The 24,728-nt window shown below is 67.8% G+C and carries 20 protein-coding genes; 9 read left to right on the top strand and 11 right to left on the bottom strand.

Annotated elements, in window-relative coordinates; all coding sequences use genetic code 11:
- Positions 1 to 45: 45 nt before the first annotated feature.
- On the top strand, positions 46 to 1,203 hold the full coding sequence (locus EV643_RS44835; protein WP_202869515.1) for a helix-turn-helix transcriptional regulator: 1,158 nt from the start codon (positions 46 to 48) through the stop codon (positions 1,201 to 1,203).
- A gap of 333 nt (positions 1,204 to 1,536) precedes the next feature.
- Here the strand turns inward: EV643_RS44835 and EV643_RS11760 are convergent, their stop codons facing one another.
- Complete coding sequence (locus EV643_RS11760; protein ID WP_133800035.1) at positions 1,537 to 2,172, bottom strand: class I SAM-dependent methyltransferase; 636 nt, start codon at positions 2,170 to 2,172, stop codon at positions 1,537 to 1,539.
- Between the two features lie 275 nt (positions 2,173 to 2,447).
- Positions 2,448 to 3,200 (bottom strand): glycosyltransferase family 2 protein, encoded by a 753-nt coding sequence (locus tag EV643_RS11755; protein WP_133800034.1) that lies wholly within the window; start codon positions 3,198 to 3,200, stop codon positions 2,448 to 2,450.
- A gap of 175 nt (positions 3,201 to 3,375) precedes the next feature.
- Between EV643_RS11755 and EV643_RS11750 the strand changes: the two genes are divergently transcribed.
- The 3 genes from EV643_RS11750 to rfbD are packed head-to-tail and all read left to right on the top strand — an operon-like array spanning position 3,376 to position 7,039.
- Positions 3,376 to 5,646, top strand: a complete 2,271-nt coding sequence (locus EV643_RS11750) for a hypothetical protein (RefSeq protein ID WP_133800033.1) — start codon at positions 3,376 to 3,378, stop codon at positions 5,644 to 5,646.
- Positions 5,643 to 6,203 (top strand): dTDP-4-dehydrorhamnose 3,5-epimerase family protein, encoded by a 561-nt coding sequence (locus EV643_RS45550; RefSeq protein WP_133800032.1) that lies wholly within the window; start codon positions 5,643 to 5,645, stop codon positions 6,201 to 6,203. Before EV643_RS11750 ends, EV643_RS45550 begins: the two co-directional genes overlap by 4 nt.
- Positions 6,203 to 7,039, top strand: coding sequence for a dTDP-4-dehydrorhamnose reductase (gene rfbD / locus EV643_RS45545; protein ID WP_133800031.1), 837 nt, complete (start codon positions 6,203 to 6,205; stop codon positions 7,037 to 7,039). The genes EV643_RS45550 and rfbD overlap by 1 nt, the downstream gene beginning before the upstream one ends.
- Here the strand turns inward: rfbD and EV643_RS11735 are convergent.
- Positions 7,036 to 7,659 carry a TetR/AcrR family transcriptional regulator gene (locus tag EV643_RS11735; protein ID WP_133800030.1) on the bottom strand — a complete coding sequence of 208 codons (624 nt, stop codon included), beginning with the start codon at positions 7,657 to 7,659 and terminating at the stop codon, positions 7,036 to 7,038. The two genes, rfbD and EV643_RS11735, sit on opposite strands and share 4 nt — an antisense overlap.
- A 159-nt stretch (positions 7,660 to 7,818) precedes the next feature.
- Here EV643_RS11735 and EV643_RS11730 point away from each other — a divergent pair, with 159 nt between their 5' ends.
- Positions 7,819 to 9,309 (top strand): MFS transporter, encoded by a 1,491-nt coding sequence (locus tag EV643_RS11730; RefSeq protein WP_133800029.1) that lies wholly within the window; start codon positions 7,819 to 7,821, stop codon positions 9,307 to 9,309.
- A gap of 44 nt (positions 9,310 to 9,353) precedes the next feature.
- Here EV643_RS11730 and EV643_RS11725 read toward each other — a convergent pair whose 3' ends face one another.
- The 4 genes from EV643_RS11725 to EV643_RS11710 form a co-directional block, all read right to left on the bottom strand.
- Positions 9,354 to 10,340, bottom strand: a complete 987-nt coding sequence (locus EV643_RS11725) for a GNAT family N-acetyltransferase (protein WP_133800028.1) — start codon at positions 10,338 to 10,340, stop codon at positions 9,354 to 9,356.
- A gap of 42 nt (positions 10,341 to 10,382) precedes the next feature.
- A complete protein-coding gene (locus tag EV643_RS11720; RefSeq protein WP_133800027.1) occupies positions 10,383 to 11,408 on the bottom strand; it encodes an alpha/beta hydrolase in 1,026 nt (341 codons plus the stop codon).
- A gap of 15 nt (positions 11,409 to 11,423) precedes the next feature.
- The gene (argS, locus tag EV643_RS11715) at positions 11,424 to 13,115 is read right to left on the bottom strand and encodes an arginine--tRNA ligase (RefSeq protein WP_133800026.1); all 1,692 of its coding nucleotides are present in this window, start codon (positions 13,113 to 13,115) and stop codon (positions 11,424 to 11,426) included.
- A 163-nt stretch (positions 13,116 to 13,278) separates the two neighbouring features.
- A complete protein-coding gene (locus EV643_RS11710) occupies positions 13,279 to 15,498 on the bottom strand; it encodes a bifunctional glycosyltransferase/CDP-glycerol:glycerophosphate glycerophosphotransferase (protein ID WP_133800025.1) in 2,220 nt (739 codons plus the stop codon).
- Between the two features lie 26 nt (positions 15,499 to 15,524).
- Here EV643_RS11710 and EV643_RS11705 point away from each other — a divergent pair, with 26 nt between their 5' ends.
- Positions 15,525 to 16,316, top strand: a complete 792-nt coding sequence (locus EV643_RS11705; RefSeq protein ID WP_133800024.1) for a Fic family protein — start codon at positions 15,525 to 15,527, stop codon at positions 16,314 to 16,316.
- Between the two features lie 273 nt (positions 16,317 to 16,589).
- Here EV643_RS11705 and EV643_RS11700 read toward each other — a convergent pair whose 3' ends face one another.
- Positions 16,590 to 17,408, bottom strand: coding sequence for an HAD family hydrolase (locus EV643_RS11700; protein ID WP_238165517.1), 819 nt, complete (start codon positions 17,406 to 17,408; stop codon positions 16,590 to 16,592).
- Between the two features lie 476 nt (positions 17,409 to 17,884).
- On the opposite strand from EV643_RS11700, the gene EV643_RS11695 reads away from it, so the two are divergent.
- Entirely contained in the window at positions 17,885 to 19,579 is a 1,695-nt protein-coding gene (locus EV643_RS11695) for a chitinase (RefSeq protein WP_133800022.1), read from the top strand.
- Positions 19,579 to 20,508 (top strand): helix-turn-helix domain-containing protein, encoded by a 930-nt coding sequence (locus EV643_RS46675; RefSeq protein ID WP_133800021.1) that lies wholly within the window; start codon positions 19,579 to 19,581, stop codon positions 20,506 to 20,508. Before EV643_RS11695 ends, EV643_RS46675 begins: the two co-directional genes overlap by 1 nt.
- On the opposite strand, the gene EV643_RS11685 is transcribed toward EV643_RS46675, so the two are convergent.
- Positions 20,505 to 20,954 carry an aminoacyl-tRNA deacylase gene (locus EV643_RS11685; protein WP_133800020.1) on the bottom strand — a complete coding sequence of 150 codons (450 nt, stop codon included), beginning with the start codon at positions 20,952 to 20,954 and terminating at the stop codon, positions 20,505 to 20,507. The two genes, EV643_RS46675 and EV643_RS11685, sit on opposite strands and share 4 nt — an antisense overlap.
- A 4-nt stretch (positions 20,955 to 20,958) precedes the next feature.
- Positions 20,959 to 22,170, bottom strand: coding sequence for an MFS transporter (locus tag EV643_RS11680; protein WP_166665413.1), 1,212 nt, complete (start codon positions 22,168 to 22,170; stop codon positions 20,959 to 20,961).
- A gap of 71 nt (positions 22,171 to 22,241) precedes the next feature.
- Between EV643_RS11680 and EV643_RS11675 the strand changes: the two genes are divergently transcribed.
- The gene (locus tag EV643_RS11675) at positions 22,242 to 23,120 is read left to right on the top strand and encodes a LysR family transcriptional regulator (protein ID WP_133800019.1); all 879 of its coding nucleotides are present in this window, start codon (positions 22,242 to 22,244) and stop codon (positions 23,118 to 23,120) included.
- A gap of 47 nt (positions 23,121 to 23,167) precedes the next feature.
- On the opposite strand, the gene EV643_RS46670 is transcribed toward EV643_RS11675, so the two are convergent.
- Entirely contained in the window at positions 23,168 to 24,715 is a 1,548-nt protein-coding gene (locus tag EV643_RS46670) for a cellulose binding domain-containing protein (protein WP_133800018.1), read from the bottom strand.
- Positions 24,716 to 24,728 lie beyond the last annotated feature (13 nt).

Here is a 24,728-nt window from a genome sequence, read left to right as displayed (position 1 = left end):
CGCAGTACCGCCGGACCAGAATATCCAGCCGAGGCGATCCGGCAGATGATCACGCCCCGCGCGGGCGCCGGGGCAACCAACCCCGATCCCGAGATCACCGCCGTTCTCGTGCAGAGCGCAGCGGCACGCCATCGGGTTCGGATCCGTTACGGCACAGGGGATGGCTATCCGATGGAGGTCGATCCGTGGGCGGTCTCCGTGCGCCACGGACGGTGGTATCTGCTCTGCTGGTCACACACGAAGGAAGCCCGCCGCGTACTGCGAATCGACCGGATGACCAAAATCGACACCCTGCCGGACACGTTCGTCCCACCGGCTCAGCTCGACCCGTTCCGGACGATCGAGGAGCACCTCGCGGAAGGCTGGAAGTACCAGGTCGAAGTCGTTGTCGATGCCCCGCTCAAGACCGTCGCGCAGTGGATCCCGCGCAACCTCGGCCGGCTGGAGGAGATCGACGACGATCACACCCGCCTGATCGGCAGCACCGACGAGCCGGGGTGGTACGCCAACCGCCTCACGCTGGTCGAAGCGCCGTTCCACATCATCAGCCCCGCAGAACTCGCCGAGGCCGCGCAGGCCCTCGGCCGCCGCTTGGTCCAGGCAGGAGGGGGCCGACGGTCAGGTCAGGCGGTGCTGACGTTTTGCGGCTTGCGGCCAGTGCGGCGGCCGATGACGATCGGGGCGGTCGGCGTGGGGCAGGGACAACCGCCCCATGGTCGTGGAATGTCAGGCGTACTGGCGCAGATGACCTATTCCGATCGTGTCGTAACAAGGGCTGTACGGGATGTCAATGGCCTGCCAGCAGGTTGGAGCTTGTTGCAACTTTGTAACGCTGAGGGCTCGGACAAGGATGTAGCGAGCGCTGACCCGCCCGGGGACCCGCCCTATCCGCCGGCGTGCCGCGGTCGGCGTGAGGCCTGGGGAGTCGCCCGTGTTTGTTTTGGATCGTTCTCAGCGTGCTCGTGTCCAGAGGTTCCCGCGGGTGGTTGCGGCGGTGGTGTCGTTGGCGTTGCAGGCGACGGCGCTGGAGGCGCGGCAACCGGCGGTGGCTGCGCCGACCGAGGATCCGACGCCAGCGGCTGCTGCTGTCGCGCGGGTAACTGGTCTGTCGTAATCCTCGAAGATGGTGAGGTCGAAGGTGTCCTCGCCGATGGGCGATTCGGTACCCTCGGCTCGTCTCCACGGACTGGCCCGAAGGCGTAGCCCGGCCGGCTGCTTCGTCGTGGATTCCTTGAAGGATCCGTAGTACTCGCGGTCGCGTTTGCTGGAGACATCGAGGCCGCCGTCTGCTCTAGCGATGTGCCGTACTACCTGGCCCAGTTCGTCGGCATCGTCCGGCCTGGGTCTGACGCGAGAGGTTCGCGGAACGGCGGGGGTCTTCGTCCTTGACCAGACTGGATTGTACCGAGTCGGGCCGGAGTCCGGGGTTGATTGTGGCCGTCGGCGATGCTGTCCTTCTCGTTGTACGTCGAAGGACCACGGACCGGGTTTCCGGTTGAACGCGTTTCTGCACTACTGGGTTTTCCGGAGAGTTTGTCAGCGGGACGCGACGACGAGCATCTGGCCGGCCAGCGGCTTGATCGGGGAGCGCAGGTACCACGGGACCACGAAGGTCAGGTTGCCGCCCTTGGACTTCAGCGTCAGTGGCATGAACTTCGCCTTGACCGCGTCGATCTTCCAGCCCTCGGCGACCAAGTAGTCCTGCAGGGACTGGTCGGTGAAGATCGAGACATGGGTGAAGTCGTCGAAGTATCGGCCTGGGTTGAGCCGGAAGTTGGGTTGCATCAGAATCAGCCGGCCGCCGGGACGCAGTACCCGCTTGGCCTCCGCGAGCAGGCGGTTCGAGGCCTCCCGCTCCAGGTGCTCCAGCAGGTTGGAGGCGAACACCACGTCGAAGCTGCCGTCCTCGAACTTGCCGAGGTCGGTGCAGTCGCCGATCACCGGCTCGACGTGCTCCGCGGCGGCCCGGTCGACCGTGCTGTCCAGGTCCATCGCGACGACCCGCTTGGCCGTCACGTTGTTCGAGAAGTCGCACCAGCCCGCGCCGAGCTCGAGGACCTCGGCGTCCGTACGGATCCATCTCTGCAGGTAGTTGCAGAGGTGCTGCCAGATCTTGGTCCGGTTCGCGCTGCGCGCCAGACGCGTTTCAAAGTAGTTCGACACGTAAGCCATCCACGCCGCCGTACCGGAAGGATACCAAGACGGCCTCCTCCCAGCCCTGACCAGACGCCAGCAACCGAGTCGACGCCCTCTCTACGCAACTCTTCCCAACAACATTCACCCGCCGCACCAGAGTCACCAACAACGCCGGCTGGACCGCAGGCCTGACCGCCGCCAACCCACGCCCAACTTTCCCAGCCGCCCGCTCTCCCGCTGATGACTGTTTCTGTCCCCCGGCTATGGCGCTTCTGGTGACATTGCCGCCCGTCTCGCGCGGCGCGGGAAGGTCAGGCTTCCGCGCTGGTGGTGGCGACGCGGCGGCGGGGGCGGCGGCCGATGGTCTTCAGGCGGGTCTTGATGACCAGGCCGATCATCTCCAGGCCGAGGGTGACCGTCTTGCCGAAGTCGCCGGTGACGGAGGAGACGCCGACCCTCGGGTGGTAGTTGACCGGGATCTGCACCATCCGGGCCCGGGTGACGACCGAGATGAGCAGCATCTCCAGCCCGTACGCCGAACCGGGCAGCGTCGAGCGGTCCAGGATCTCCTGCACGTGTTCGCGGGTGATCACCCGGAAGGTGCAGCCGACGTCGCTCAACGAGGCGGTGTTGAAGACGACCTCGAGGAACTTGGCCACGGCCCAGTTGCCGAACTGCAGGAACCAGCCCATGTTGGCGCCGTCCCAGATGAAATTGGAGACGGTCCGGGAGCCGACCACCACGTCGCACTCGGCCGAGAACGACAGAAGCTTGGTCAGGTCCTCGGGGTTGAACGTTCCGTCCGGTTCGCAGACGCAGACCAGGTCGGTGTCGACCTCGCGCAGGCCGCGCTGGATCGCCGCGCCGTAGCCCTGTCGGGTCTCTATGATCTCCCGCGCGCTGGTGGCGGCGACCTCCTCGGAGGTGCCTGCCGCTGCGTTGTTGTTGATCACCAGGATGTCGTCGACCACGCCGAGCTTGTCGAACCGGTGAATGACGTCGGCGATGCTGTCCTTCTCGTTGTAGGTCGGAAGGACCACGGACAGGGTTTTACCGTTGAACACGTGCTGCACCTATCGAGATGAGGATGGCGGGAGGGTCCACCCACCGTCACTGGGCGTGTATCAGCCGGTCATGGTATCAGCGCCGCGGTTCTCGGCCGCGACACTCCACTGGGGTGCGCGGCGGTGGAGCTATGCTGCTGCCCGGTCGCCAAACCCTGTGTTCGTTAGGAGCCCGATGTCACAGACCGCTGAGTTGTCGTCGCCGGTGGCGGCGGCTCCTCCGGAGACCGACGGCCGGATCGGCCGACGGATCTCGGACTGGACCGGCGCTCTGGTTCTCCTCGTCGCGACCGCCTTCTACCTGGGCACAGCCATTCGGGCCGACCTGCCGGTGGGCAGCGCGCTCGCGGCGCTGGCGGGCCTGGTGCTCACCCAGTTGTTGCCGGGAGCACTGATTTGGCGGACGATCCGGCCGGTGAAGGGCTGGTGGATCGAGGACGTGATGATCGGCCTCGCCATCGGCTTCATGCTGGCGATTGGTTCCCAGATCGTGGCCGGCTGGACGCAGCAGCCCTGGATCGACCTCGCGGTCCCGATCGTCATCGTGGTCGCGCTGCTGGGGATCCGGCGGACCCGGAACCGGATCAGCCGGGTGCGCACCTCGCGGCTTCCCTCCTGGTGGATGCCGCTCGTCTGCTTGATTCCCCTGTTCAATCTGAAGGATCTGCTGGGGTACTACAACTACGTGCCGCTGACCTGGGCATCCGGGTACCGGTCGCCGCACGTCGACGCCTACCTGCACCTGGCGATGGCCGCGGAGCTCCAGCACCGCGGTCCGGTCAGCTTCCCGTGGGTGCAGGGCACCGAGATGGCGTACCACTGGTTCGGCCACGCCCACGTCGCCCAGCTCGCGACCGTTTCGGGCGCCGGCCTGGACGAGGTGATCTTCCGCTTCCTGCCGGCCCTGATGCCGTTGACGATCGTGCTGGTGGTGGCCGCCGCCGCCGTCCGGCTGACCGGGCGTGCCTGGGCCGGACCCGTGGCCGCGCTGCTGACCATGGCGGGCTCCGAGCTGAACCTGCTTGGGATGTACACGCCGGCCTTCCCGGTCTCTCCGATCTCGCCCAGCCTCGCGCCGTCGATCCCGCTGATGATCGCGATCGTGGTGCTGCTCTGGCTGCACGCGCGGGGCGAGATGTCGCGGGTCGGGCTGGTGATGATCCCGTTGCTGGGCATCGCCGCCGCCGGCACCAAGGGCTCGACGATTCCGCTGCTGGTCGCCGGGCTGGGCCTGGCCTTCGTGGCGATGATCCTGGTCGACCGGTCGCGGTTGCGCACGTTACTGGTGGACGGCGTGCTGTGCGTCGGCACCTTGGTCGTGGCCTACGTGTTCGTCTTCCGGGGATCGTCCTCCGGCCTACACGTCCAGTTCCACGACGCGGCGATGCAGACCCCCTCGATCACCCGGCTCGGCGCCGTCACGACGACGACGATGACAATCTCCTCCCTGCTCGCGGTGCTGGCCATCATGGCCCGCGGGACCGGACTGCTGTGGCGCCTCAAGACGGCGGCCGGGCGGCGCGATCCGATCACCTGGGTGCTTCTCGGCGGCGGTCTCGCCGGTGCGTTCGCCGTCGCGGTGTTCACGCACCCGGGATTGAGCCAGTGGTACTTCGCCCGCACCGGCGGGCCGCTGCTGGCTCTCGGTTCGGCGCTTGGTCTGGTCGTCATGGTCGACGATCTCGGCAAGCGTGGCCGGTGGGCGATCGCGCTCGGAGTGGTGCTGGGTCCGGCCATGATCCTGTTGCCCGTCGCGCTCGTCGGTGAGATCAGGCCGAACCACGGTGACCTCATCCATGCGAGCAAGTTGATTGGGCTCTCGCTGCTGATCCTGCTGGTGATCGGGGCGGTCGCCGCGGCGATCACGCCGCGGCTCCGGGGTGCGGCCATTGCGGCCGCCGTGACCTGCGCCATCCTGGCCGGCGGGGTGACCATCGCCGTGAAGGGCCAGTTCACCACTGGTGTGCGCCCGCCGCTCCAACCGGTCGCTGCAAATCAGGTGCAGGCGGTCGGCAGGGGTCAGATCGAGGCCGCCCGCTGGATTCGGGATCACTCGGACATCAACGACCTGGTGATGACGAACCGGCACTGCACCACGCCGATCGAGCCGAAGAGGTGCGACAGCCGGCGCTTCGTCGTCGGCGCGTTCTCCGAGCGGCAGATGCTGGTCGAGGCCTGGACCCCGACCGTGGAGGCGAACGACGCCGGTCCCAATGGCCGCGACTCGGTCTTCGTCGACTACTGGAAACCGGACATCCTGGCGCTGAACGATGGTTTCGTCGCGCACCCGGACTCCGAAAAGGCGCACCGACTGCAGGAGTTGGGTGTTCGCTGGATCATGGTCGACTTCACCCGGCCCCACGCCACCACGCTGGAGCCGCTCGCCAAGGAGCGGATGCGCAACCAGGAGGCCGCCGTCTATGAGATGCCGCCGGCGGGATCATGACCGGACCGTCCCTGACCGAGACCACGATCCCGGGCGTGCTGCTCGTCGAACTGCAGGTGTTCGACGACGGCCGGGGCTGGTTCAAGGAGAGCTACCAGCAGGAGAAGCTGGAGAAACTCGGCCTGCCCCACCTGGACGTCGTACAGAACAACGTCTCCTACAACGCCGAGGCGGGCGTCACTCGTGGGATCCACGCGGAGCCGTGGGACAAGTACGTCTCGCCCGCGTTCGGCAAGGTGTTCACCGCGATCGTCGATCTGCGTGAGGGCCCGGGATTCGGCAAGCTGGAGACGTTCGAGCTGACCCCGCGGCAAGGGCTCTACATCCCGCGCGGCTGCGGCAACTCCTTCTGCACGCTGGAACCGAACACGGTCTACAACTACCTGGTCAACGCGCACTGGTCGCCGGACGCGAAGTACACCCTGGTGAACCTGTTCGACCCGCAGCTCAACGTGCCGTGGCCGTTCCCGAAGGAGCAGCTGATCTACAGCGACAAGGACGCCGGGCACCCGATGCTCGAGGCCGTCACCCCGATCCGGCCGGACTGGGAAAGCTGATGAGCGTGCTCGTCACGGGGGCCGGCGGTCAGCTGGGCAAGGCACTCGCCGCGCAACTGCCGGCCGCTCGGTCGGTGACCTCGGCCGACCTCGACATCACCGACCGTACGGCGCTCGACTCCTTCGACTGGTCCGGTGTCACGGCGATCATCAACGCTGCCGCCTGGACCGGAGTCGACAAGGCCGAGGAAGCCGGAAACACCTTGTCCGCTTGGGATGTGAACGCGAGCGGCGTGGCGAACCTGGCCTGGCACGCGCGCCGGCTCAGCATCCCGCTCGTCCACGTCAGCACGGACTACGTGTTCGACAGCGCCGAGGGATTCCTGACCGTCGACCAGCGGATCGATCCGCAGGGCGTCTACGGCATCACCAAGGCCGCCGGTGAACTCGCGGCACGACTGGCCCCGAAGTACTACGTCGTCCGCACGAGCTGGGTCTTCGGCGATGGTCCCAACTTCGTCCGGACGATGCTCCGGCTCGGTGCGGATCGGGACGAGCTCACCGTTGTCGACGACCAGTATGGGCGTCCGACGTACACGGTCGACCTCGCGGCGGCCCTGATCGCCTTGCTGGACAGGGATGCGCCGTCCGGGACGTACCATGCGACCGGCGCCGGCGAGGTGGTTTCGTGGGCGGACTTCGCGGCCGCGATCCTCGAGGGGACCACGTGCAAGGTGCGGCCGATCAGCTCGGCCGAGTACGCCGCCGGCAAGCCGAACATCGCGCCCCGGCCCGCGAACAGCGCACTCGACTTGTCGGCCCTGGAGTCCGCCGGCATCACCATGCGCGACTGGCGCGCGGCACTTGCGGAGTACCTGGCCAACGACCAGGGCTAGTCAGTCTTCCGCAGGCCGGCGATGACGATGTCGAGCATCCGGTTGGCCTGCTCGGGGGCGATGTCGGGGAGCATGGTGAAGCCGCCGATCAGTCGCAACACGTCCTCCAGCCGGAGGTCGGACCGGACGGCGCCGTCCTCCTTGGCAGTGTTCAGCAGCAACTCGCCGGCGTCCCTGACGTTCAGCTTGCAGGACTTGAAGAACTCCGAGTCCTTGCCCAGGGCAGTCATCAGCTCGTGGGACAGGCTCTTCTTGGACACGTTGTAGCCGACGAAGCTGCGCATCCAGGCGGCCAGCGCCTCGAACGGCTCGAGCTTCTCGTGGAACCCGTACGCCCGGTCGCAGACGGACTGGATCTCGTCCACGTACACGGCCTCGAGGAGCGCCGTACGGCTCGGGAACCGGCGGTACAGCGTGCCGATCCCGACCCCGGCCCGGCGGGCGATCTCCTCCAGCGAGGTGTCGGTCCCGTGCTCGGCGAACGCCTCTCGCGCCGCCGTGACCAGTAGGTCGTAGTTCCGCCGGGCGTCCGCCCTGGTCGGCTTGGCAGCCGGCAGCGGAGGCAGGTCGCCCCGCGTGGCCGGCTTGGCGCCTGTCGCCGCCGTGCGTGCCGCGCTCATCCGGACCTCCTCACCAGCCCAGCCGAAAAGTGCCCAATCGAAAAGGCATCCTGAAATTCGCTTGAAAAGCGGAGGTAGCCTCCGTATCGTATCCGGAGGAGCGCTCCACTTTTCGCTGTCACCACTCTAGCCCCTTTGGGGGAAGGAGCAAGTTCTCATATGTCGGCAACAGCCGCGGCGCCGGCCGGCGCCAAATCAGGCGGACAACCGGCCGCGCGTCGCCCGGCCGTAGTCCTGGCGGTCATCCTGGTCACCCAGTTGATGGTGATCCTCGACGGCACCGTCGTGAACATCGCAATGCCCAAGATCCAGCAAGCCCTCGACTTCAGCCCGGCGAACCTGTCCTGGGTGCAGAACGCGTACGCCCTCGCCTTCGGCGGACTACTGCTGCTCGGCGCCCGGGCCGGCGACCTGCTCGGCCGCCGCCGGGTCTTCATCACCGGTGTCTCCGTCTTCACCGCCGCGTCGCTGCTCGGCGGTATCGCCCCGAACGCCGAACTGCTGCTGGCCGCCCGCGTCCTGCAGGGCATCGGCGGCGCGATCGCGGCACCGGCCGCGCTGACCCTGCTGATGCTCACCTTCCGCGAAGGTCCGGAGCGGATGAAGGCGCTCGGTCTCTACAGCCTGGTCTCGTCCGGTGGTGCCAGCGTCGGCCTGGTGGTCGGCGGCATGCTTACCGACTGGGTGTCGTGGCGCTGGGGTCTGTTCATCAACGTGCCGATCGGTATCGGCCTGGTCATCGCCGCCCGCGCGGTGATGTCCGAGACCGAGCCGGAGCACGGCAAGTTCGACGTGGCCGGCGCACTCACCTCGACGTTCGGCATCACCGCGCTCGTCTACGGCTTCATCCGCGTCGCCGAGGCGGGCTGGGGCTCGACCGAGGTGATCGCCGCGTTCGCGGCCGGCCTGGTTCTGCTGGTGGCGTTCGTGCTCGTCGAGCGCAAGGTGAGCCACCCGATCGTGCCGCTGCGGTTGTTCGCGAACCGGGACCGCGTCGCGGCGTACCTGACCATGTTCCTCGTGGTGGGGACGATGTTCGGGATGTTCTTCTTCCTGACCCAGTTCCTGCAGGGTGTGCTCAAACTCAGTCCGCTGGCGGCCGGTCTGGCCTTCCTGCCGATGACCGGTCTGCTGTTCGCCTCTTCCCGGATCGTGCCGCGGCTGGTCGGCCGGGTGTCGAGCGGCAAGTTGATGGTCAGCGGTTCCGTCCTGGTTCTGCTGGGCATGCTCTGGCTGACCCAGGCGACCGCGACCAGCAGCTACCTCGGTGCTGTTGTCGGCCCGCTTGTGTTGTTCGGTACCGGCGCCGGGCTGATCTTCATCCCGCTCACCGGTAGCGCACTGGCCGGGGTCCAGCCGGAGGACGCCGGCGCGGCATCGGGTCTGCTCAACGTCCTGCAGCAGGTCGGCGGCGCACTCGGTCTCGGCATCCTGGTCACCGTCTTCGGTACGGCGAGCCGCAACTCAACTGCAGGCAACCCGGTCGAGATCCTCACCGACGGCGTGCACGCGGCCTTCATCGGCGCGGCGGTCTACGCGGCCCTCACCCTCACGGTGATCGTCCTCGGCGTCCGTCCCTGGAACCGCGGCAAGTCCCTGGCAACCGAGGTGGCACCCGCCGAGCCGGCGGTGGCCGAGTCCCACATCTGACCCACAACGATCGAGGCCACCACGGTGGGGTGGTGGCCTCGAGGTCAGCTCTGGATCGGCAGCCGATAGGTGATGAACCTGCTCTGCACCTCGTAGCCAAGGCGCTCGTACAGGCCGAGGGCGCCGGTCGGGTTCTCCGCGTCCACGCCGAGCGCCGCGCGCTCGTATCCGGCTCGCTCGGCCTCGACCATCAACCGGGCGACGGTGACCGCGGCCAGCCCGCGACCGCGATGCGACCGGCGGGTGCCCACCGTTCCGACCCACACCTCGCGGACCCCGGTTGCCTCGGCGTCCGCGAGGTACTCGTAGCCCAGGCTGTACGAGACGATCTCCTCGCCATCGAGCACCAGATACGAGAGGTCCCCGCGGAACGCGCGCGATCCGGTGAACCAGGTCTTCCACGAATCCGGGTCCTTCGGTGTCGCACCCCAGTGGTCCAGGAACACCTCGTTGTGCGTCAGCCGCAGCGGTTCGTCGTACGCCGGGTCGAACGCCACCAACTGAAGTCCGTCCGGAACCGGGAGCTCGGTCAGCGGCGTACCGAATCCGCGTTCCATGGTGAAGAAGTACCGGCACGGCTCGAAGCCGAAGCCGGTCAGCAGTTCGTCCGCACCGGTGTTCGAGGCGATCGCGCTGGTGTTGATCTCGCCGACGGTCCCGGGCTGCCGTTCCTCGTGCATCGCGGCGGCCCGGTGGTTCAGCCAGCGCACCAACGCGGCACCGACACCACGCCCACGCCACTCCGGATGGACCGCGCCCTCGGTACGAACCCGGTGCACGTCGACGATGTGGTCGGGTGTGCGGACCACGCCGTACCCGACCAGCTGATCGCCGGACCACAGCCCGATGCTGTCCCGCGCGGCGTCCAGCTTCGGATCCGCCAGCTCCTCGAGCAGGTCGTCGGCGTCGTAGTTCTCCATCTCCTGGTCGACCTTCTCCTTGGCCGCCAGCAGTTCCGCCCACGCGTCCGCGTCCGCCTTGTCGATCGGCCGCGCCTCGAGCCGGGCCGGCCACCCCTCAGTCGTCCCCATACCCACAGACGGTAGAGGCGGTTTCGCCCGGGAGCATCCGAATTACCCGGCCAGTTGTTCGCACAACCACCGGACCGCCAGCGGATACCGGTACTCGATCCCGCCGTGTTTGCCCTCGAACAACTCGAACTGCACAGCCGGTACGCCGGCCTCCCGCACGACCTGATGGAACGCGGTCGCACCCAGATCGAGGAAGTACTCGTCCTGCTTGCCCGCGTCGATCCACACAGCCCGCATCGAGCTCAACGCCTCCGCGTACTGCGGTTGGCCGGCCATCACCACCGGGTCGAGCGCGAGCCATCGCTCCCACACCTCCGGGATCAACCGGCCGAGCTCGTCGTACGGCAACAAGACGGTCCCGTCCGCCTCGGCCGAGTACGCGGCGGCGTACCCGTACATCTCCAGCAGCTCGAGATCCTGGTGACTGGTCTGCCCGGCCCGAGCCTCGATATCGGCGAAGAACTTCTCGTACGACCCGTCGTACCGATCCCGCAACTGCCTTGCCCGCACCGGGAACTCAGGCTGGTAGGACAACTCGAACGCCGCGTCGCCCGCATGGGTCGCCAACGCCCCGAACACGTCCGGCCGGAGCAACGGGGTCACCATCGCCGCGTAGCCGCCGCTCGACTTACCGGTGATCGCCCGATGGTCCCGATCCGCGATGGTCCGGTACTTCGCGTCCACCCACGGCACGATCTCGTCGCACAGGTGCGAGTGGTACTGCCCGGTCCCCGGCGAGTCCAGGTACTGCGAACCGCCGAGCCGCGTCCACGCGTCGACGAACACCACGATCGCGGGCGGCACGTCACCAGTCGCGAACACGGCATCCAGCAACTCGGGATACGGCTGCCGGAACGGCGTCCGGTTCCACCACATCCCCAGGTGCCCGGTGTAGCCCATCGCCACGTAGATCGACGGATACCGCTGCTCCGACTCGTCGTACCCGGGTGGCAGGTAGACGAGGACCGGTCGTTCGTGCGGATCGCCCAGGGGATTGCCGCGGAGCAAGGTGCTGTCGAAGGTCGATTGCTCGAAGCGGCCGGCGAGTTCGGCAGACCAGGGCAGCATGCGGTGACCTCCTTGTCACATGGCAGCCGGTGCGGTGATGCCCAGCAAGCCGAGCCCATCGTGCAACACCTTCCGGGTCGCCGCACACAGGGCCAGCCGGCTGGCCCGGACCTCACCCGAACTGGACAGCACCGGACACGTCTCGTAGAACGACGACAGCGCGGTCGCGACGTCATACAGGTAGGTGCACAACCGATGCGGCTGCAGAGTCTCAGCGACCTGTACGACGGTGTCGGTGAAACCACCCAGGAGCAACGCCAGTCTCTGCTCGGCCGGTTCGGTCAGGACGGTGACCAACGTCGGTGAGTCGCCGGCCTTGTCGAGGATCCTGGTCAACCGGGCATGCGCGTACTGCAGGTACGGACCCGTGTTGCCGGTCATCGCGACCATCCGGTCGAGGTCGAACACGTAGTCGTTGGACCGGTCGTTCGACAGGTCGGCGTACTTGATCGCGCCGATCCCGACGGCCCGCGCGACCGTGTCCTGGTCGAGCCCGGGTCTGTCGGCAAGAAGAGCGGCGGCCCGGGCGACCGCCTCGTCGAGCAGTGTCACCAAGTAGACGGTGCCGCCATCCCTTGTCTTGAAGGGCTTTCCGTTCGGACCGAGAACGGTGCCGAAGGCGACGTGTTCGGCCGGAATTGTCGGCGGCAACCAACCGGCGGCCCGGGCGAGCGCGAAGATCTGCTGGAAGTGCAGCGACTGCCGATGGTCGACGACATAGACGATCCGATCGGCGTGCAGGTCGTCCACCCGGTGCTTCACGGCGGCCAGATCGGTCGCGCTGTAGCCGAACCCGCCGTCCGACTTCCGCACGATCACTGGCAACGGCGAGCCGTCCCGGCCGGTGAACCCGGGCAGGAACGCGCACTGCGCACCACCCGACTCGGTGAGCAGACCAGCTGATGCCAGTTCGTCCACGATCCCTTGCAGGGCGTCGTTGTACGCGCTCTCGCCGACCACATCCGCCCGCGTGAGTGGTGAGCCGAGCAACGCATAGACCCGGTCGAACTCGGTCAGCGAATACTCGACGAGCTGCTGCCAGATCTCCACGGTTTGCGAGTCCCCGGACTGCAGCAGGACGACCCGCAACCTGGACCGATCGGCGAACTCCGGATCGCTGTCGAAGTGCTTCCGCGACCGCTGGTAGAGCAGCTGCATCCCGTCCAGGTCGAGGGCATCCACCTCGGTCCCCTCGTCCAGAAGTTGCTCGACCATCATGCCGAACTGGGTGCCCCAGTCGCCGACGTGGTTCTGCCGGATCACCTGATAGCCGGCAAACCGCAGTACGTTGCAAAGGGCATCACCGATCACGGTCGACCGGAGATGGCCGACGTGCATCTGCTTGGCGACGTTGGGCTGCGAGTAGTCGACCACCACCCGTTCGCCCCGCTCCCGCAGCGGGCCACCGATCTTGTTCACTCCGGCCGCCAGAGTTGTGGGCAGCAAGGTCAGGTTGAGGAATCCGGGACCGGCGATCTCCGGCTGTGCGCAGAGGTCGCTGACCTCCAGCGCGGCGGCGAGCCGGACTGCGATCTCCCGCGGCGGCAGGCCGACGATCTTGGCCAGCCGCAGCGCGAGGTTGGTCTGGAAATGGCCGAACTCAGGCTTGGTCGCGGGCCGGAGTTCGGGATCGACGCCGGGCAGGCCGAAGGTGGTCTCGACGGCCGCGGTGAGCCGGGCAGACAGGACGGGCAGGACAGCGGACATGGCAGAGTCCTTCAAAGACGAGGCACTGGAACAGGGAGCTGGGGTGTTCAGACAGTGCGGCGTCGTCGTCGCAGGCCGGCGCAGGCGCACAGGGCGCTCACGATCACCGGGCTCGTCGACATGCGGACCATTATGCACGTCCGCGCCATGGATCTTGAGTTCTTTACAGCTGATGTGGTGACGGAGCCGGCCGTCTTTCGGACGGCGGGACGATCGGCGGCAGCTCGGTCTCGTCGAGGAAGACCCGCCGGACGACCCGCTCGGCCGCGTGCCCGTCGTCGAACTCGCAGAACTTCTCCCGGAACAGCTGCCGGTGCTTGGCCGCCTCGGCCGATGCGAACCGGCCGGTCTGGAGCGCGGCGAACAACTCCTCGGCCGACCGCGCGACCAGGCCGGGCGGGAACTCGGTGATGTCGAAGTACGTGCCGCGGGTGTCGTCGTACGATCCCTTGTCGTCGACCAGCAACATGATCGGCCGATCCAGGTTCGCGTAGTCGAAGGTGATCGACGAGTAGTCCGAGATCAGTACGTCGGCCGCGAGCATCAGATCCTCGACGCGGGGATGATCCGATACGTCGATCACCCGGTCGGAGCCGTGGTCAGGCGCGCCCTTGGCGAGCGAGTAGTGCGTCCGGACCAGCACCCGCCCGTGATCCCCGACGGCCGAGGCCAGCCGGTCCAGGTCCAGGTGGACCCCGGTGCCACCGAGATCGATCAGCCCGGTCGGCGTCCGGATCGCGTCCGTCGCGTCCCGCCAGGTCGGCGCGTAGAACACGACCAGGTGCGAGTCGTCGAACCCGAACCCGGCCCGGATCGCCCGGACCTCGTCGACCGTGGCGGTCAGCAGCCGGTCGTTGCGGGGGAAGCCGTACTGCAGCTCCTCGAAGTGCGCCGGATAGGTGCGCTCCCAGATCTCCGAGGAGTACCGGTTCGACGAGATGTTGAAGTCCCACCGGTCGGCCTGCCGCATCAGCTCGTCCAGATCGAGGTCCTTCGCCGCGACCGGGAAGTGCCGCAGATCCGTCCCCATCGTCTTCAACGGCGTCCCGTGCTGGGTCTGGATGTGGACCTGCCCCTCCCGCTTCTCCAGCTCCTTCGGCAGGTTCATGTTGCTGACGAAGTACGTCGCCCGCTGCACCAGCCGCTCGTACGCCGGCGAGCCCGCGACCACATACTCGACGCCCTCCGGGATCGCGGCGACGTGGTCCGCGTCGATCACCCAGACCCCCCGCAACTGCGGAGCCAGTTCGGCGGCCTTCTCGTAGATCGCGCGCGGGTTGCAGGCGTACTGCTTGAACCAGTACGCGCAGTACAGGGCGAGGTTCGGGTCCAGGTCGGCGCGGTTCAGCAGTTTGCCGACGGCCTTGCGCGGGTTCCCGACCTGGAGCATCTTCGAGCTCAGCTTGAGGGTCGAGTACGTCGCGTAGTCGTCATGGATCAGCATCCACCGCTTGAATCCGCGGCCGGTTCGATCCGCCGTGTACCCCTCCGGCTTCCACCGCTTCGCGAACGCGTGGGCGGTGTGGAAGAACTCGGCCCGGGTCTCCGGCCCGATCCGCTCGGGCCTGGCCAGTACGGCGAGGACGTGGTCCAGCGACCGGTCGAAGGCGAACCGCCGCCAGCCGGCCAGCTCGGGGTCGGAGGTGATGAACGCGTGCACCCGGTCGTACTGGTCGAAGATGTCGAAGTGCTTCCCGGACCGGGTGCCGTGGATGTTGCCGCCGGTGCGGTGCTGCCGGTAGTGCACGACGACCCGGTCCAGGGTGGCGATCCGCTCGGCCGTGAGCATGGTCGAGTACGTCCACGGGGCGTCCTCGTAGTACCCGGCCGTGAAGAGGAAGCCGTGCAGGGTGAGGAAGTCGCGCCGGCAGGCCTTGTTCCAGACCACCTCGAGGAAGGTGAGGAAGACGGGGCGCTCGGCCGCGGTGAAGACCCCCTCGCCGTCCCGGGCGAACGCGTCGTGCCGCTGGTTGCGGACCACCCGGCCGTCCCAGAAGATCCGCTCGTAGTCGAACATCACGATGTCCGGCCGGTCGGTGGCGTCGATCCGGTCTGCCAGCGCCTCCAGCGAACCGGGCAGGTAGAGGTCGTCCGCGTCCAGGAACAGCACGTAGTCGCCGCGGCACTCCTTCAGCCCGGCGTTCCGGGTCGGTCCGACGCCGACGTCCTCGGTCAGGTGCAGCGCCCGGATCCGGTGATCGGCGGCGGCGTACTCGTCCAGGATCCGCCCGCTACCGTCCGTGCTCGCCCCGTCCACCCCGATGATCTCGAAGTCGGTGAACGACTGACCCAGCACCGAGTCAAGGCACGGTCGCAACCAGGCCCGCACGTTGTGACACGGGACCACGATGCTGAACCGGGGGACGGTGCTGCTGGCGGTCATGGGAGGTCATCCTAGGGTCTGTATCCATGAGTTCAGATGTGTTCCAGCCATTGGCCGGACTCGAGGGGGTCGGCTCGGCGGCTCGGGCTGCCCGGGACGCGGTCGACGTGCTGCTGCGCGACCGGGGCCTGCGCAGGGTCAGCGCCGACGTGACGGCCGAGGCGCTGCTCCGGGGCGCCCACGCATCCGCGCTGCTGGCCGGCAGCCCGGCGACCCTCGACCAGGTACGCCGCGGCTCCGCCGACCCAATGGCGATGGGGGCGGTCCGGATGACCGGGGAGCTGATGAGCCTGGCGCCTCAGGCGGACACGGCCCCGATACAGGTCTGGACCAGGTTGCACCAGTTGGCCGCGGCCGAGCTGGGTCCGGCGGACCAGTTGGGCCACCTGCGGACCAGCCGCGAGCCGCTGCCCGACGACATCCCCGGCCTCCCGGCGGCTCCACCCGCGGACATCATGTGGGAGCGGCTGAGCGGTCTGGCCCGGGCGCTCACCCAGCCGACCACAGCCCCCGGTCTCGTCGTCGCGGCCGTGGTGCACGCCGAGCTCGCCGTACTCCGGCCGTTCCCGACCGCCAACGGCCTGGTCGCCCGGGCCGCCGAGCGCGTCCTGTTGGTTGCCCGGGGCATCGATCCGGTGGCGGTCACGGTGCCCGAGGCCGGTCACTGGGAGTTGTCGGCATCATATGTGCGCGGCCTGACCGATTACGCAGAGCAGGGGGTGACCGGAGTCCAGAGCTGGTTGCTCCGGAGCTGTGAAGTGCTTGCCCTCGCCGCCGAACGTTCACCGCTCAACAACTCCGCCCCGGAAGGAAAGTGAGCAACGGGTCCGGACATGCGAACGGCGCTCTCTCACGAGAACGCCGGTCGCTGGCACATCATCCTGGTTACCAAGCGTGCACCTTGTCTGCCGCCCAGGACTAGCCTGGGTCGAGCTGCCCGTTTGGGATGGGCTGGTCGCCGCGTGGGTGCCGGGATGGTGTGCAATCTCTACAGGAACCGAGGTCCCTTGTGCATTCCTTTGTACTCCCGAAAGCCCTTTCTGGGAAGAGTTTGGCGGACCTTCATCAAGCTGAGAAGTTCGGCCGGGAAGTCAGCTTTCGGTTGGCCGGACCCGCCGGCGGGCGGCGTACAGAACGACTCCGGCGGCCACCAGACCGGCCCCGAAGGCGGTTGCGGCGAGTGCCGGACGACGCGCCTCGCGGAGCCGGGCGCGGTCGGCCAGGGCCACCGGTTCGGTGAAGTCGAGCACCGGCCAGTCGCGGGAGATCGCCAATCTGCGCAGGGCTTTGTCCGGGTTCACCGCGACCGGGTGCCCGACCGCGGCCAGCATCGGTTCGTCGGTGATCGAGTCGGAGTAGCCGTAGGAGGCCTGCAGGTCATAGCCTTCCGTGGCGGCGAGCTCGGTGATCGCGATCGCTTTCTGTGGACCGTAGACATAACTCTCGATCTCACCGGTGTACTTGCCGTCGGCAACTACCATCCGGGTGGCGATCACCTTGTCGGCGCCGAGCATCGCGCCGATCGGCTCGACCACCTCGGAGCCGGACGAGGAGATGATCACCACCTCCCGGCCGGCCGCGTGGTGCTCCTCGATCAGCGCCACGGCCTCGGCGTACACGATCGGCTCGACGATGTGGTGCAGCGTGTCGGCCACGATCGACCGGACCGTGGCGACGTCCCAGCCGGTGCACATCGCGGACAGGTACTCCCGCATCCGCTCCATCTGGTCGTGGTCCGCGCCGCCGAGCAGGTAGACGAACTGCGCGTATGCGCTGCGTAGCACCGTCCGCCGGTTGATCAGGCCGCCGGCGTAGAACGGCCGGGAGAAGGCCAGCGTGCTGGAGCGGGCGATGATCGTCTTGTCGAGGTCGAAAAAGGCAGCTGCGCGGGGCGTCGCCAGGTGCTCCATGACGTCGAGCATAGGACCGTGGGCGAAACGCCGGGGCCCGGCCTTTCGTGTGGCCTGCTATCCCGTTAGACTGGTGAGCAGTGTGACAGTGACACTGGCCTGGGAGCCTCGAAAGAGGGCCCGGACCCGGGGGTCAGACGTCCCGGTTCGCAACAGAACTGAGATGTGTGAGCTTCGGTATCGGGGGGTACATACCTCCTGACAGTGGCAGACTGTCGCCTCCTGATCGGCCCCCGGCTCCTCCCCCCGAGCCCGTGGCCGAAGACGGCCCCCGGTCACCCCCCCGCCGGGGGCCGTCGCCTTTCCTGGGCACGGTTCCCCCCGGACTTCTAGATGCGGCGATCTCGGTTTTGGTTGCCGATTCCGATCGAGAAACCTCAAAAGAATGTATTTTCTTCACTTTCGCCGGGCGTGAGAGCGTTTCCACTTTATGCAGGGTCTTGACAATGTAGTCGCGCGGTCACAGTTTGTGTCCTATGAACCCGCGAAGCCGCCGCCCCGAGGCCGCGATCATCACCGTCCTGCTCACGCTTCTATTCGCCCTAATGGGCCTATTGCTGGTGCCCGGCTCCAGCTCCGCCGCCACCAACCTCGTCACGAACGGAACCTTCGAAACCGGCAACCTGGCCGGCTGGTCGTGCTCGGCCGGGACCGGCGCCGTCAGTGCATCCGCCCACACCGGCAGCTGGGCGCTCCAGGGCAGCCCGACCGCCGGCGACAACGCCCGCTGCGGCTACACCGTCTCGGTCCAGCCCAGCTCGACGTACACCCTGTCCGCCTGGGTCAAGGGCTCGAACGTCTACCTGGGTGCCGACGCGTACACGAGCACGTGGAGCACGAACACCGCGTGGAACCAGCTGACCACGACCTTCACCACGAGTGCGTCGGCCGCCACGGTGACGATCTACCTGCACGGGTGGTACGGACTCCCGGCGTACCAGGCGGACGACGTCGTACTGGATGGGCCGGGCGGGACCGGGCCGCCACCGGACACGACAGCGCCGACCACTCCGGGTGGTCTCACGGTGGGCAGCCCGACGTCCAGCTCCCTGCGGCTCGACTGGTCTGCCGCGTCCGACGCGAACGGCATAGACCACTACGACGTGGTGCGCGGGTCTGAGCCCGCCCAGCGCGTCGGCAACGTGACCAGCTGGACCGCGACTGGTCTGAGCCCGAGTACCACCTACAGCTTCAAGGTCCGGGCCTGCGACCCGTCCGGCAACTGCTCGCCGTATGGCGCGACGGTGTCCGGCACCACCTCGAGCGGACCGGTCGATCCGCCGGCCACCCTGCCGAAGCACATCCTGACCGGCTACTGGCAGAACTTCGACAACGGCGCCACGGTCCAGCGGATCCGCGACGTCCAGGCGGAGTACGACGTGATCGCGGTCGCCTTCGCCGATGCCGATCCGAGCCGGCCCGGTGGGATCACCTTCACCGTCGACCAGGGCCTGAACTACCCCGCCGCCGAGTTCAAGGCCGACGTCGCCGCGAAGAAGGCGGCCGGCAAGAAGGTCATCCTGTCGGTCGGCGGCCAGAACGGCACGATCTCGGTCGGCAACGCCACCGCGGCCACCAACTTCGCCAACAGCGCGCTTTCGGTACTGCGGGAGTACGGGTTCGACGGGATCGACATCGACCTGGAGAACGGGGTCAACGCGCAGTACATGGGTCAGGCACTGCGGAGTCTGCAGAGTCAGTTCGGCGCCGGGCTGATCATCGCGATGGCCCCGCAGACGATCGACATGCAGAGCACCTCGTTCGAGTACTTCAAGCTGGCGATCGCGATCAAGGACATCCTGACCGTCGTCAACGTGCAGTACTACAACTCCGGTTCGATGAACGGCTGCGACGGCCAGGTCTACTCGCAGGGCACGGTCGACTTCATCACAGCGCAGGCCTGCATCATGCTGCAGAACGGGCTGCGGCCGGACCAGGTCGGTCTGGGACTGCCCGCGTCGAGCCGGGCGGCTGGGAGCGGCTACGTGTCGCCGACGATCGTCAACAACGCACTGGACTGCCTCACCCGCGGCACCAACTGCGGCAACTTCAAGCCGAGCACCACCTGGCCCACGCTGCGTGGTGCGATGACGTGGTCGACCAACTGGGACGCGACCAACGGCAACGCGTTCTCGAACACGGTCGGCCCGCACGTCCACTCGCTGCCCTGATGCACAGCTATCGCCCTTCGCCGGTGCTTGCGGCGCTCGGTGTCTGCTCGGAGGACGAGCAGCTCTACCGGGCGCTGCTGGCCCGGCCGGAAGCAACCGCGACCGACCTGGCCGCCGACACTGGGTGGGCCGTCACCCGGGTGACCCGGCACCTTCGATCCGTGCTGTCTCTTGGACTGGCCTTCCGAACACCGGGGCGCCCGGCCCGGTACACGCCGGCCGTCCCGGAGGCCGCCGTCGAACTCCTCGCGCTGCGCAAGCAGGCGGCGATCGTGGAGGCCCGGGTGGGAGCTTCGGTGCTGACGGCGGAGTTCCGGGCCCGGCGGGAGGCCGAGCCGTTCATGGTGATCCGTGGGGCCGAGGCGGTCGCCCAGCGGTTCTTCCAGGCTCAGCAGAGCGCGCAGGACGAAGTACTGGTGCTCGACAAGCCACCGCATGCCGTCCTGCCGATCGAGGTGCGCCGTTCCCGTGGGGTCGGCTATCGGACGATCTACGACGTCGCGGCGTTGGGCAACCCGGCCGACGTGGCTGTGGTTCGGTCTGCGGGGAGCAGTTGCAGGGTGCTGCGCGACGTACCGCTGAAGCTGGTCGTCGTGGACCGGCGTACTGGGTTGTTGCAGACGGGACCGGACGTGTTGGTCGAGGTGGAGTCGGGCAGTCTGCTGGATGGGTTGCTGCGGTTGTTCGAGCTGTTGTGGCAGCAGGCGACGCCGTTGTCGGTCGAGCCGTCGGACGGGCCGTTGACTGCGGAGGACCAGCAGTTGCTCGCGCTGGCGGCTGCCGGGTTGACGGATCAGGCGATCGCGCGGCGGCTCGGGGTTGCGCAGCGAACGGTCGAGCGGCGGATGCAGCGGATCTTGAAGGCACTCGACGCGACGACCCGGTTCCAGGCTGGTCTCCGGGCCGGCCAGCGCGGGTTGCTGGTCTAGTCGGTGACGTCGGCGACCGTGGCGTTGAGGGTCTTCACCAGAGCCCCGGCGTCCACGGTCAGGCCGACGCCGTGCTCGCCACCGCCGATGGAAGTGGTCCCGGTCACCCGCTCGTCGGCGATCACCGGCCAGGGGTGGTTGCTGCCGAGCGGGGTGATCGTGCCGCGGACGTAGCCGGTCACCTGCAGGGCGGTGTCGGCGTCCGGCATCGAGATGCGGTTCACCCCGAGCAGGGCACGCAGCTTCGGCCAGGCGATCTCCCGGCCGCCCGGGACCAGGACGAACCGGTAGTCGTTGTCCGCGAGCCGGACCACGATCGTCTTGATCAGCTGGGCCGGGTCGATCCCGCGTGCGGCGGCGGCCTCCTCCAGCGAGTTCACCCGGCCGTGGCGGGTCTCCTCGTAGGTCAGGCCGAGGGCGTCTGCTGCTTCGGTGGCTCGGGTCACCTGGCTAGTTTCGCAAACGGCTGGGAACGCGTTTGAGCAGCAGTGTCAGGAGGAGGGCGACCAGGAAGAGCACGCCCGCCTCGGCGACGACACCCGGCCACGCGAAGTGGGTCCACGCAGTACCGCCGAGACCGCCGAAGACGGACGAGCCCAGGTAGAAGGCGAACAGGTAGAGGCTGGAGGCCTGGGCTGTACCGCCGCCGGTCGCGTGGGCTCGGGCTGCTACCCAACCACCGGCCACACCGTGTACGGCGAAGAAGCCGGCCGTCATGATCCCCAGCCCGAGGACGATCAGGGGCAACTGATGCGCCAGGGTTGTTGCCACTCCGGCCAGGGTCACCAGACAGCCGACCGGGACCACTGTGCGGCGACCATACCGATCCGCCAGCCGACCGGCAGTCGCCGAGGCCACCGACCCCAGCAGGTAGACAGTGAAGACCAGCCCCACCAGTCCAGGGCCAAGCCCGTACGGCGCTGCTGACAGGCGGAAACCGGTCGCGTTGTAGACCGCGACGAACGCGCCCACGGCGGTGGCGGCGACTCCGTACAGAGCGAGCAGGCCGGGATCCTTGACGACCTGCAGTAGGCCGCGCGCACTTGGTCTGGTTGCGACGAAGTTGCGTGAGTCCGGCAGGAGGACGGCCGTCAGTACGGCGCAGAGAATGCCTAGCACCGCGATCCCTGCTAGTGCTGCCCGCCAGCCGCCGACATCGGCCAGGCCGCCGGCCACCAGGCGACCAGCCATGCCGCCTACGGCCGTTCCGGCGATGTAGAGGCCGCTCGCTCTCGCGTGGGTCTGCTCGTGGACCTCTTCGCGGAGGTAGGCCATCGCGATGGCGGGAAGGCCCGCCAGTGCGATGCCCTGCACGCCTCGCAGGGCCAGCAGGGTCTGCCAGGTTGGTGCGAAGGCACAGAGCACGGCGATCGCGGCCGCGGCGGCTACTGACCAGCGCATGAGGTTGGTGCGGCCGAGCAGTTCGGACGCAGGCCCTGCGATGAGCAGCGCGATGCCCAGGCCGAAGGTGGCGAAGGACACGCTGAACGCGCTCTGACTGGCCGAGACCGAGAACGCTTCGGCCAGCTCCGGCAGTAACGCCTGGGTGCTGTAGAGCATGGCGAAGGTCGCCAGCCCGGCGGCGAACAACGCCACGGACAGCCTGCGATACCCGGGATCACCAGGGAGATAGCCAGCCTTGACGGCGACCGCTGTGTGCATGCCTTCGACGGTGACAGATGTTTTTACATACGTAAAATGCCGCCGACGACGGAGATCGATACGCTGACGGTATGAATGTCGAAGATCTCCGGTGGTTCGCCGTGCTGGCCGAGACCGAGCATCTGACCGAGGCGGCCGCGTTGCTGGGGACCAGCCAGCCGAATCTGTCCCGCTCACTCCGCCGGGTCGAGAGCGCCTTTGGAGTCCGGCTGTTCGAGCGCGAGCACCGCGGGATCCGGCTCAACCCGTATGGCCGGTTGGCGCTTTCGGCTGCTCGGGCCAGCGTCGCTGCGGTGGACTCGGCCCAAGTCCGGATCGATGCCTTGCTCGACCCGGACTCGGGCACCGTCGGGCTGGCGTTCCTGCATTCGGTCGCGACCGGGCTGGTCCCGGATCTGCTGAAGGCGTTCCGCGAGGTTGCGCCTCAGGTCCGGTTCGCGCTGCGGCAGGAACCGGCGCACGACATCGTTCGGGATCTCGAGTCGGGGGATGCCGAGATTGCCATCACTGCGCCCCGGCCGGATCCCGATCGCTTCGGGTGGCATCCGCTGGAGCGGCAGCGGCTGTGTCTCCACGTACCGCCCGGCCATCCGCTGGCGGGGCGGCGACGAGTGGAGTTGGTGGCGGCCGCTGCGGAGCCGTTCATCGGGCTGCAGCCGGGATTCGGGTTCCGCCGGGTGACCGACGAGTTGTGCCGGGCGGCCGGGTTCACCCCGCGGCTGGCGTTCGAGGCGACTGACCTGGCGACGATCGACAGTCTGGTCGGCGCCGGACTCGGGGTCGCGGTGCTCCCGGAGGGCGCAGTACGGGGGAGTGAGAGTGGGGCTGTGCCGGTGCCGCTGGCCGGAGTACGGGCTCGCCGGGAGATCGGGATGGCTTGGCGGCGGCAGGCGGAGCTGTCTCCGGCGGCCGAGCGGTTCCGTGCCTTTGTGCAGGACATCAAGGCGTGACAGTGCGGCGGACGGCTTGGTGCCGTCCGCCGCACTTGCCGGTGTTGTCAGAAGCCGGCGGTGATGCGGGTGAACTGCCAGTTGTCCTGGGCGATGCCACTGCAGTTGGAGACCACGCCGCCGCCCGGGCATGGACGGTCGCGGTTCACCGACCAGAACGCGAGCCGGGCGAGGCCCTTGCCCCTGGCCCAGTCGGTGATGCTCTGCCAGGTCGCCGGAGTGGTGAGCTCCTGCTGGTCGGACAGTCCGTTCATGCCGGAGATGCCCTGGTGCGCGTACGCCTGGGCGTCGGTCCAGCCGAAGGTCGCCTTCAGCTTGTTCTTCAGGCCTTCGGACGCGCCGACGGTGTCGTTGTAGATGTTGCCGCTGCCGAAGTCGAACGGCATCAGCGTGAAGACGTCGATGTTCGCGCCGAGTGCCGCGGACCGCTCGATCAGCCGGTTGCCCCAGTAGTTCGGACCCGTCGTGGTGGTGCCGAACGTGAGGATCGTCTGGATCCCGGGGTTGTTCTGCTTGACGATCTTGAGTGCGTTGAGGATGCGGTCCTGGACCACTTCGCTCTCGAACTCGTCGCTGTTCTCGATGTCGATGTCGATCGCCTTCAGGTTGTAGGCGTTGATCACCTGCTGGTAGGCCCCGGCCAGGGCCTCCGGCGTACTGCAGTTCGGGCCGAGCTTGTTACCGCTCCAGCCGCCGATCGACGGGACGATGTCGCCACCTGCCGCGCGGATGGCCGCGATCGCGTTGGCGTCGGCGCTGCCCTGGAGTGGCCGGCTGCCGTCCCAGGCCGGGTTGCAGCCGCCGGACGACAGGATGAAGGCCATCGTGAACCACTTGATGCCGGTCGCGCTCATCACCGTCGACGGGCTCGGCGGGTCGCCCCAGCCCATGTAGAGGTACGGTGCGGCCCTTCGCGTGCCGTCACCGTTGCCGCCTGTTGTGGTCTTGACGGAGATGCTGCCGCTCTTGGCGCCTTCACCCGCGCTGTTGGACGCACTCACCTGGTAGCTGTACGTCGTGTTCGCGGTCAGCCCGGAGTCCGTGAACGACGTACCGGTGGGGCTGCCCACCTTCGTACCGTTGCGGTAGACGTTGTAGCTCGTCGCACCGCTCGCCGCGTTCCACGACAGGCTGACGGATGACGAGGACGGAGTACCGGTGAGTCCTCCAGGTGCTCCGGGGACCGTTCCGCGTCCGCCGCCTGTGCAGGAACCGCCGTTGAGACGGCAGGCGGCGAGACCCGGGAAGTTGCCGGGGCTGCCGTTGAAGCCGAAGGTGAAGGTGGCGCCCGGCGCGAGTGGTCCGGCCCAGCCGGGCGGCGTGAACGTGTGGGTCTGGCCGCTGCTGCTCCGGGTGGCGTCCCACGAGCTGGAGATCGTGTAGCCGGACGGGAAGTCCAGGGCCACACTCCACGTGCTCAGTGGGCTGCTGGTGCCGTTGGTGACGGTCACCTTGCCCTCGAAGCCGCTGCCCCAGTCCGAGACCTTGGTGAAGGACGCGGTTGCTGTTGCTGCTTGGGCCGCGGGGGCGACCAGGACTGACAGGACGACCGCTGTGACAGTCGCGATCACGGCGGCGATGTGTTTGCGTTTCATGGTGCTCCGATCA

The organism is Kribbella caucasensis, from assembly GCF_004361855.1.
GTDB classification, from domain to species: domain Bacteria; phylum Actinomycetota; class Actinomycetes; order Propionibacteriales; family Kribbellaceae; genus Kribbella; species Kribbella caucasensis.
The sequence above is the reverse complement of the archived record's forward strand: the minus strand, read 5'-3'. Positions and strand labels throughout refer to the sequence as shown.